This is a genomic window from Butyrivibrio sp., assembly GCF_017940685.1.
Classification (GTDB): domain Bacteria; phylum Bacillota; class Clostridia; order Lachnospirales; family Lachnospiraceae; genus Butyrivibrio.
On sequence record NZ_JAGAYD010000148.1, the window covers coordinates 23,236 to 30,274 of the forward strand.

General features: G+C 38.2%; 7 protein-coding genes. 3 read left to right on the top strand and 4 right to left on the bottom strand.

Annotated features, from left to right (window positions below; all coding sequences use genetic code 11):
- Window positions 1-17 precede the first annotated feature (17 nt).
- From J6I68_RS09605 to J6I68_RS09615, 3 genes are read left to right on the top strand one after another with little or no spacing between them, the layout of a single operon-like run.
- The gene (locus J6I68_RS09605; RefSeq protein ID WP_292219964.1) at window positions 18-962 is read left to right on the top strand and encodes an ABC-three component system protein; all 945 of its coding nucleotides are present in this window, start codon (window positions 18-20) and stop codon (window positions 960-962) included.
- On the top strand, window positions 955-1,419 hold the full coding sequence (locus J6I68_RS09610; RefSeq protein WP_292219966.1) for an ABC-three component system middle component 2: 465 nt from the start codon (window positions 955-957) through the stop codon (window positions 1,417-1,419). Before J6I68_RS09605 ends, J6I68_RS09610 begins: the two co-directional genes overlap by 8 nt.
- The gene (locus J6I68_RS09615; RefSeq protein ID WP_292219967.1) at window positions 1,416-3,254 is read left to right on the top strand and encodes an AAA family ATPase; all 1,839 of its coding nucleotides are present in this window, start codon (window positions 1,416-1,418) and stop codon (window positions 3,252-3,254) included. The genes J6I68_RS09610 and J6I68_RS09615 overlap by 4 nt, the downstream gene beginning before the upstream one ends.
- Window positions 3,255-3,340: 86 nt before the next feature.
- On the opposite strand, the gene J6I68_RS09620 is transcribed toward J6I68_RS09615, so the two are convergent.
- The 4 genes from J6I68_RS09620 to J6I68_RS09635 all read right to left on the bottom strand — a co-directional run.
- Complete coding sequence (locus J6I68_RS09620) at window positions 3,341-4,783, bottom strand: ATP-binding protein (RefSeq protein ID WP_292219968.1); 1,443 nt, start codon at window positions 4,781-4,783, stop codon at window positions 3,341-3,343.
- 22 nt (window positions 4,784-4,805) lie between these two features.
- Window positions 4,806-6,128 (bottom strand): hypothetical protein, encoded by a 1,323-nt coding sequence (locus tag J6I68_RS09625; protein ID WP_292219969.1) that lies wholly within the window; start codon window positions 6,126-6,128, stop codon window positions 4,806-4,808.
- 11 nt (window positions 6,129-6,139) lie between these two features.
- Window positions 6,140-6,388, bottom strand: a complete 249-nt coding sequence (locus J6I68_RS09630) for a hypothetical protein (RefSeq protein ID WP_292219970.1) — start codon at window positions 6,386-6,388, stop codon at window positions 6,140-6,142.
- A gap of 65 nt (window positions 6,389-6,453) precedes the next feature.
- On the bottom strand, window positions 6,454-7,039 hold a 586-nt coding region (locus tag J6I68_RS09635; protein ID WP_330622480.1), incomplete at its 5' end, for an IS1634 family transposase.

A 7,039-nucleotide genomic window follows, 5' to 3' on the forward strand; every position in this document is an offset into this window, starting at 1 on the left:
TTGGAGGCAGATGCTTTATGACATTCTCTGAATATGCTTTAGGGTTGTATCCCTTTCTTTCAAACGGAATAGACGAGGCGGAATATTTCACGCAAATGATAGGCAATTTTGTCAAGAATGGAGCTATAGAAGCATGTGCTCCACTTAACTTAAAACCAGATACTCAATATCGTTTTGTAAAAGGCTCTCGCAACCTTCTTACTAAATACGCAAAGTACATCTACAGTAACCGGGATATTGATAAATTTGAAAATTGGCTTGATCAGGTAATATTTGAAAATGATTCCATAGACACAGTTTGTGAATGGCTAACTGCACACGGTCTGTCATGTGACAATCCTTATAGAGAATGCTCACATCTTTTAGAACAAATTCTGATAAATATAATTAATAACGAAACCGTATCTGATAGTCATGAGAACATAAGTGAAATTGATTATGACCTGATTGCAGACATTGAAGCCAAGATAAAAAAGCTACCACGCCCCAAAGAAGTCAACGTTCCATCAGCGTATAGCAAAGAAGAGAAACCATACATAGAAGAACTATACAAAGCTTATGGAGATGCTGAGAATTTAACTTCATTTACAAAAAATGATCTGACTTCATATCCTGAATATGAAGAAGATCTTGACGAAAGGCGTGTAGACTATTACGCTGCCGAATCAATTAGGCGAGGCGTCCAGGAGCTCAAAGTACCGTCTTTAACAAATCAATTTGATGTACTAAAAGACTCAACATACAACGGCGTAAAAGATACTGCCAGAAAAAAATATCCAGATGGATATGAAAGAATGCTTTCCGTGATGGAACAAGCTGTTAAAGTTCCAGTACAAAGCTATCTTCTTAGTTCGTCTCCATATTGGATCAGCGAGACAATATTAAAAGGTGTATGCCATCACCTTGTAAATGATGGAAGAATAAAATGGGTAAAAGGAACAAGGAACAAAACAGATGAATAATGATTCAGTTATTGGCTCAACATTCGAAATGTCTCAAAGAATTCTTATTTTGATGAACTGCTTACCTGACATTGAATTAGACGAATCACAAATCGCAGCAATTGATTTTATAGCTGTATATGCTGCAGATTTTGAACTTTTAGATGAGAATTTACACGGATATGGCAACTATAGATTTAGCGAGTATTCTGCAAGAAAACCAATAGTTTCTTGTGCAGTAAGACAGTTGGTATTAAACAGGTTATTATGCATGAATACAAGAGATTCGGGATTTACTTATACTATCTCAGATACTGGAAAGGAACGCTGCGAAAAAATCAGGAATAGCTATGCCAAGGAGTATTCTATTGCTATAAAAGCCGTAATACAACGCTTTGATAATATAAGTTCTAAAGCAATGAACCGTGAGATTATACGTGTCACCAAATTATCATTGCATGAAGGAGACCAGCTATGAAAAGATTTTACATAGATAGACTAATTGTATCAGGCAAAGGTCATGAAGATTCTGTAATCGAGTTCAAACCCGGCGTGAACTTCATTCTTGGTCCTTCTAACACTGGAAAAAGTCTTGTAATGGAATGCATAGACTACGTATTTGGATTTTACCCTAGCAAGGATCACCCCTCAAAAATCGTAGATAATAATAATGGATACGAAAAAGTCACTCTGATCCTATCAACCTCATCGGGAAAGCTGACTCTCACAAGAACCATCGGTGAGCCAAGAATATATGTAAGCGGTGCCAAATTCACACCTGGATACTACAGCACAAATCATAATGCAAAAAGCAACATTAACTCAATATATCTGCATTTACTTGGCATAAATGAAGAACACAAGATTCGATCCGCCCAAAGAGGAAATCGTACACAAACCCTTACCTGGAGAAGCATTCTTCATCTATTCTTTATAAAGCAGGCTGATGTTACCAGGGAAAGCTCTCCTTTATTAGCTCCTGGTGGTTTTGGTGATACAACTTCATTAGCAGCGCTATTATTCCTCTTAACAGGGCAAGATGCCACGAACCTCTCAACTTTAGAAGATCCCAAGATTACCGAAGGGAAACGCCAGGCATTGGTTGATTACCTAATTGATAAGGTCAACTATGCCGTGACCAGACGTACAGAAATCGAAAAAGAACTATCCTCAGCCCAAGAAACTGATTCATATATAAATATTGATCAGCTCCGTCAACAAATCGCAGAAATACAGAGTATGATAAACGATGCCACGCAGCAAAGTCATGATCTCATGTCAGAAATATATCAGTTAAATGGCAAACTTTCCGAAGCCAGGACTGTAAAACAGAGCTTTTCTAATCTACGTATACAATATCAGTCAGATATAAAGAGAATAGGTTTTATTGTTGATTGTGCATCTAATACTGATACGAACGCAGCAAAAGTCATGTGTCCAATCTGCGGCACTGAAACCGATAATAAAATGGATTCTTCAATAATAGTATCCTCAGCTGCAGAGCTACACAAAATCAAGCAAAACCTTAATGAATTGGATTATGCACAGGAAAGCATAGATAACCAAGAAGAGAATCTCATTGCCACAATAAATTCACTAGAGGAAAAACGTTCAAATATTGATAATCTTATCTCAGAGCAGTTGCAACCACGATTAGCGAATTTCCAGAACAAACTTGAAACCCACCTTAAATATATCCGCTTATCAGACGAACTTGCCTTAATCCGAAAAGCAGAAGCCGAGTTAAGGAATGAATTATACGAAAAAGAAACTCAGGAAATTCCCAAAGAAACAGAATATCATATAAAAGACGACTATAACGCTCAGCTTATTCATGGATTTGAAGAAAGGTTACGTCAAGTATTAAAAGAGTCAAGATTTGGCGGCGCAGAAACCGCCCGCCTTAACATGGATAATTTTGATATTGAAATCAATAAACTTAAGAAATCTGTTTGCAGTGGTGGCGGTAATTGTGGTATTCTCAACACCATCACTGCTTTAACCATGAGTAACTATCTGATTGAACTAAACCGCCACGCTCCAGGATTTTTTGCTGTCGACTCTTCTTTGACACAGCTTTCAGAGTCGGATTACAAAGAGCAAAACGAAACCATAAAGCAGAATTTCATAGAATATCTAATAAAACATGAACATGGACGCCAGATTATATTCGTAGAGCAAAAGAAACGTATGCCATTTATCCCAGAAGAAGATGAACAAGCTGGAATACACACGATTATTTTTACTCACGACAGGAATAATGGGCGCTATGGATTTTTAAATGATGTATACAATCCAGAAGACCAGCAATAAAAAACATCCGCCAGATCTACATATAATTCATAGATTTGGCGGATAAATAATCACTTCTAATTACAAAACTGGTTGTCAACAACTCATCATATCCCTATTTTCCAACTTCCTTTTTTGGGTGACCCCTCACGCGTAATAATACCATCTTTCTTGAGCTTGGCCATAGCTTTTCTGATTCCAATCTCAGATATTCCAATGCGAGAAGCCAATTCTTTTTGTGTAATAGCACTATTTTCTTTAATCAGACTGAGTATTTGTTTTTCTGTATCGCTTAGATTAGCGTTACCGATACTTTTATCCGATACTTTATCCGATACTTTATCCGATACTTCTACGCTACTTTCTGTGTCTATTCCATAATTAAGATTCCAGAAAGTAACATTGAAATCAGACTCATCCGAGAAAAATGCAGGCAAACGGTCCTCCGTTATGTTAGCTGATGCCTTATAATCATTCATGATTTCCTTAATTCCACTACCAGAACGCTCCATGAGCTGCAATCTGTGAAAGATATCTGCCAAATATGGATTACGTCTTCTGGAAGCGATATGGTAAAGATCCCTTTTCTGAATAGGAAGACCTTCAACCATCCCTCCCGGAGATGTAATCTCTATCCTATTATCAAAGATATCAAGATGTACTTCACTTCCGATTTCCATGTAATCACGGTGTACAAGTGCATTCACCAATGCCTCGTGAATAGGTCTTTCTATATAATCAGGCAGGTCGATACGTGAATTTGGAAGCTTCTTCCATTTCAGGTGATTATGTTTCTTGGCAAATGCCTCAGCAGCCTCAAGAAGTGCCAATACATTCCCCTGATATTCTGCGTTGTCTACAGCATCAAACGATCCACCTGACATGTTATTTCCTGTCCATCTGGTACAAAAAAGCCTAGAATACTTGATTGGACAATCATCTGACAAAAGAAGTCCTGCATTAGTAATCCTGCCATCTGCATTGCATATCTCCCAGGATTGAAACATATCATCTTCAAAACTTTTCCCTGTCCTGGCATGATATAAAGACTTCAATCTTGAAAAGCTGAAATCTTTCATACTATATTCAGAGACGAGTGAATCCCAAGACTTATTACTGCCTTTAAGAGAAAGTCTTCGGATTGTTACAGCATCTGCTTTCATGCTGGAATTGCCAACACGAGTAAATGCCACCATCTCGCCCTTGTATTTGTAAAAATATGGGGTTTCTGATCCCGGATGTACATAAAGAATGACCAATACCTTTTCAATACCATCCTCATCCTTTACGGTTTCAAAAGAAAGCTGTATTTCAGGGCTTGGATCAACTCTGTTCCTTATAAATTCACTGAGTTTGTCTGCAACGTACTTAGGGTTGTCAAGACCAACTACCGTGTCATCATCAGCAACGCCATATATTAACGCCCCTCCGTCAGTATTTGCATAAGCAACTACGCTTTTAAGCCAGCTGATAGGCTCCTTTTCTTCGAGCATTTCCTTTTTATCATATTCAGTTGCTTCCCCAAGATACTTTTTTAAATCAAATTTCATGTACTATATCCTCTCCTATGCACTACCGGTACACAACTCCAGCGCATATCCTATCTTTTATAACATTTCTTGGCACACCAATTCGATCCAATCTGCTAATATAAATAAGATTCATAAGATTAGCTGCCGTGTCAGCAAGTTCACCCGTTACTTTCATATAATTTCCATGAGTCGTTGTATTTCTAAATTTAACAAATCTATCAATACAATCCTCAAAAGCCTTAATACTACCAGTAAAACAAGCTGGCTGAATCATAATTTCAGCATACATGTGAAGCAAAGCCTTTATCTTATCCCCAGCTGCCAGATCCCAATGATTGATACTACCTCTTATAAGATCATACGTCTTGGGCTGAAGTGCATTCTCACTTTGAGCATGTTCTTCAACCAGCTTTCTAACATCATCAATAAGCTTTTGAAAAGCAGGATTATTCTCTGCAGTAATCTTATGAAGTGCAGCCTCACATTCTAGGCATGTGCATATTTTCTTGATTCTGTCAGGAGTGATCCATAAAACATCATCCTCCTCTTCCGGCAAAAAATCCAATGAAAAATAAGGCCTTTTTTCTTTCTCATCATAAATCATCTTAAACAATGGCGCTATTGAGTTTCCAAGATTTTCAAAACTTATGCACCTGAGCCAATCCTTTTCTGTTTGAGTTCTAAACCTGTTCAAAACATGCAACTCGGCATAATCCGTAACAAATTGATGCTCGCCATAGGTTTCATTCTTCAGCAAGGCAATTTCATCAAATGCAATATTTTTTCTAAATGTCAGAAACTGACACATCTTTAATACAGCGTTATAAAGAGGTACAACCTCATCCATTCCTACTCCGCCAGGTATTGTTATCTCCATACTTGTAACAGTATTATCCAGCACCCTGCCACTAATACCCTGTCTCTCTGTAATATGAGATTCTATATGTAAATGGATTTCCTTATCTCTTATTGAAAAAACATGATTAATCGAATCATCGTGACATTTTATTCTATACTCGCCATCTTCCATGTCCATTTCAAGTCTATTGGGAATAAACAGCTTAGCAAGTATTCCGCCAGTAAACCTTATGCCTACACACTCTTGATTATCAGTCCCTTTACCTAAAACATAAATATCTGAATTATAGTGGCAAAGTCCATTTCCTAATTCAAAAGGCTCTTTCTTAAAAATGAGTAGATCTTCTCCGCTCATTGTGTTTGTTCTTATGAAGCCTTTCTGCGGTGTAATAGAAACGCGCCCCTTATTTTCATTTATAAAGTCAAAAGAAAAGCCATCAGCATACTGGATAACACGAATTTCTTCTTCAATACCTGCAATTATTCCATAGTTCTTAGCTTCCATAGCAGCCTCTTCTATTTATTATCTTCCATTAACAGTCGAATAGCATCACTTACCCTTTTATAATCATTGGTTCCAACAGGATAAGAAGGGCTCTTGCGACCAGCGACCTTTCCGTCGTACACCATCTGCACTTTAATAACAGAGTGAAATATACCTCCTTCCCACTCTTCATCTCCAATAGATACTTTATATTCTGTACCCTTGGGATGTGGTTCTGAAGCCGCAATTCTTATTGCATTTCTTGGGTAAAATGTCCTCATGATTGTCTCCTCTCAATCCGTGAAAATAACCTATCACCTAAAGTCCCGTCATTTTATACCAAGGATTATGTAGGTACAGGAACTTCCATAAGCTCATAGAGCTTACGTTGCTTATTGGTTATTTCAGACAGATGATGGGCTTTGCCGGGCTGCTGGTAGTATTCGATGACATCCAGCTCGTCAAGCAGTGACTGCATTGTGTAGTCGCTGAACAGGCCATTTTCATCCATCTGCTTTTTGATATAAGACATCAGCTGCAGTGCTATGAACTGCACGAAGAGCTTGCCTTCAAAGTTTTCCTCTGATGCGACAGACATCCTGCGCATTGAAAGGCGCTCTTTGAGGTTACCAAAGGACTTCTCGATAAGATCCTTCAGCCTGTATATACGCAGTGCTTCAACAGGATCCTTGATGCCATTGGTCATGAGAGCAAAATAGCCATAGTTACGCTCAGCCTTACGTATAGCATCCTCATTGAATGAGTAAACTTTTCCTCTTACTGGTGTCTCATGTATTGTAAAGTACTTCTGGTACAGCTTTGTATCTTCCGGATCAGGAGTGCCATTTACCAGGTTGTTTTCAAGGCGGTCAAGCATCGCATTGAACCGTACCTTGTCATCAGTAGCTTTCTGGTCATTGTAGTAGAAATGG